The sequence below is a fragment of the Pseudomonas sp. P5_A2_2 genome (assembly GCF_054177685.1).
Map to the genome: position 1 here is coordinate 1 of NZ_JBGCUL010000680.1, position 2,471 is coordinate 2,471.

4 protein-coding genes are annotated in these 2,471 nt (G+C 61.4%); all 4 read left to right on the plus strand.

Annotated elements, in window-relative coordinates:
* Nucleotides 1–426 (plus strand): alpha/beta fold hydrolase (locus ACXRVY_RS24120; RefSeq protein WP_458238439.1); only part of this gene is annotated, 426 nt, incomplete at its 5' end.
* Nucleotides 423–1,277 (plus strand): alpha/beta hydrolase, encoded by an 855-nt coding sequence (locus tag ACXRVY_RS24125; RefSeq protein ID WP_458238440.1) that lies wholly within the window; start codon nucleotides 423–425, stop codon nucleotides 1,275–1,277. The genes ACXRVY_RS24120 and ACXRVY_RS24125, both read left to right, overlap by 4 nt.
* Before the next feature lie 50 nt (nucleotides 1,278–1,327).
* Nucleotides 1,328–1,987, plus strand: coding sequence for a glutathione S-transferase family protein (locus ACXRVY_RS24130; protein ID WP_108215304.1), 660 nt, complete (start codon nucleotides 1,328–1,330; stop codon nucleotides 1,985–1,987).
* Between the two features lie 8 nt (nucleotides 1,988–1,995).
* The coding region (locus ACXRVY_RS24135) for a DUF4892 domain-containing protein (RefSeq protein ID WP_458238441.1) at nucleotides 1,996–2,471 on the plus strand (476 nt) is incomplete at its 3' end.

Sequence of the window (2,471 nt, forward strand, 5' to 3'; positions counted from 1 at the left end):
CTCGGTCGTCGTGAGGAATTCGCCGACCTGGAAAGCGCGCGCAAGTACTTCGCCGGTAAAACCCTGTTTCGCGGCTTCGACCCGGAATGCTTCGATGCCTACCTGCAACATGGCTTGCACCAGGTCGATGACAAGCTGCGCTTGCGGTTCGACCCGGCCACGGAAATCAGCATCTATCGCGGCGTGCCGCATACCAGCCCGGGCAGCACCCGGCAGTTGCAAGTGCCGCTGGCGGTGGTTCGCGGGCACAACAGCCGCGTGGTGATGCGCCATCACGCAAGTTCAGTCGACCGCCTGCCGTTGGGCGAGTCGTTGACCATGCCCGGCGGCCACATGTTTCCGCTCGAACGTCCCCTTGATACCGCTGAAATGCTCAAAGGCCTGTTCTACCGCTGGGACGGCCGTCGACAACAGGAATGCGCATGAGYCACGTCGTCGAAGAGGTCCGCCTGAGCCTGCCGCACATCGAACTGGCGGCGCACCTGTTTGGTCCCGAAGACGRTTTGCCGGTCATTGCCCTGCATGGCTGGCTGGACAACGCCAACAGCTTTGCCCGTCTGGCGCCGAAGCTCAAAGGCCTGCGCATCATCGCCCTGGACATGGCCGGTCATGGTCATTCCGGGCATCGCCCGCCGGGAGCCGGTTACGCCATGTGGGACTACGCCCACGATGTGCTGCAGGTCGCCGAACAGCTTGGACTGCGCAAATTTGCGCTGATGGGGCATTCGATGGGTGCCATCGCTTCGCTGATCATCGCCGGGGCGATGCCCGAGCGGGTCACCCACCTGGCGTTGATCGACGGCATCATTCCTCCTACAGACAAAGGTGAAAACGCTGCCGAGCGAATGGGCATGGCCCTGCAAGCGCAACTGGATCTGCGGGAAAAGCGCAAACCGGTCTACGACACCCTCGACCGAGCCATCGAAGCGCGCATGAAAGGTTTAGTCGCGGTCAGCCGCGAAGCCGCCGAGTTGCTGGCCCAGCGGGGCTTGATGCCGGTGCCGGGCGGTTACACCTGGCGCACCGACAATCGCCTCACGTTGCCATCGCCGCTGCGTCTTACCACCGAACAGGCCATGGCCTTCGTCCAGCGGGTCAAGTGTCCTGCAACACTGGTGGTTGCCGCCGACGGCATGCTCGCCAAACACCCGGAATTGCTGGAGCGTCTACCCTTTAGCCGGGAACAGCTGCCAGGCGGCCACCATTTGCACCTGAATGACGAGTCCGGTGCCGATCTTGTCGCAGACTGTTTCAATCGGTTCTTCGCCATTCCTTGACTTGCGTCGGGCAACTGTCGAGGCTGGGCGGGTTGAAATGGGAGACAACCATGATAGATCTCTACACCGCTGCGACCCCGAATGGCCACAAGGTCTCTATCGTGCTCGAGGAACTCGGCCTGCCCTACACGGTGCATGCCCTGAGTTTCGACAAAAAGGAGCAGAAGTCCGCGGACTTCCTCAAGATCAACCCCAATGGCCGGATTCCGGCAATTGTCGACCGCGCCAACGGCGATTTCGCCGTGTTCGAATCCGGCGCCATCCTGATTTACCTCGCTGAACAGACCGGCAAACTGATGCCGAGCGACCCGAAGGGACGTTCGCTGGTATTGCAGTGGCTGATGTTCCAGATGGGGGGCATCGGCCCGATGCAGGGTCAGGCCAACGTGTTCTTCCGCTACTTTCCGGAAAAACTCCAGGGCGCCATCGACCGCTATCAGCATGAAACCCGCCGCCTCTACGAAGTGCTCGACACGCGTTTGCAAAGCGTGGAGTTCCTCGCCGATCAGTACAGCATTGCCGACATCGCCACCTTTCCCTGGGTGCGCGGCTACGAGTGGTCGGGCGTCTCGGTGGAGGGCTTGACGGCGTTGCAGCGCTGGATGGCGACCCTGGAGGCTCGGCCGGCGGTGCAGCGTGGTCTGCAGGTACCGCAACGCGCCGATGAAGCCAGTGTCATCAAGGGTGCCCAGGCCATGCTGATCCGATGAGTCTATCCATGCGTTCATTCAGTTTGCTGGTGCTGTGCAGTTTCAGTCCCATGTTGTTCGCCGCCGATGTTCCGGGCAGTCAGGACCTGCCGATAGTACCGCGCATGGTCGACGCCCGGATTGTCGATTATCGTCCCGCCGCCGAACTGGAGCGGATCTACCCGTTGGGTTCGATTCGTAAAATCAGTGGCCAGTTACGTTTCGACAGTCAGGTCAGTGCCCGCGGCAACGTCACTTCGGTGACCTACGAGTTGCCACCTGAACATTCATCCATCGAGGCATTCACCGCTGCCCGCGAGGCCTTGCAACAACAGGGCGCCGGGTTGCTTTTTTGGTGCCAGGCGCGCGATTGCGGCGAAAGCAGCCTCTGGGCCAATCAAGTCTTCGGCAACGCCAAGCTGTACGGCGCCGACGATCAACAAGCCTATTTGCTGCTGCGACTTGCCGCTCCACGGGACAACACGCTCGTCGCGCTGTACAGCAT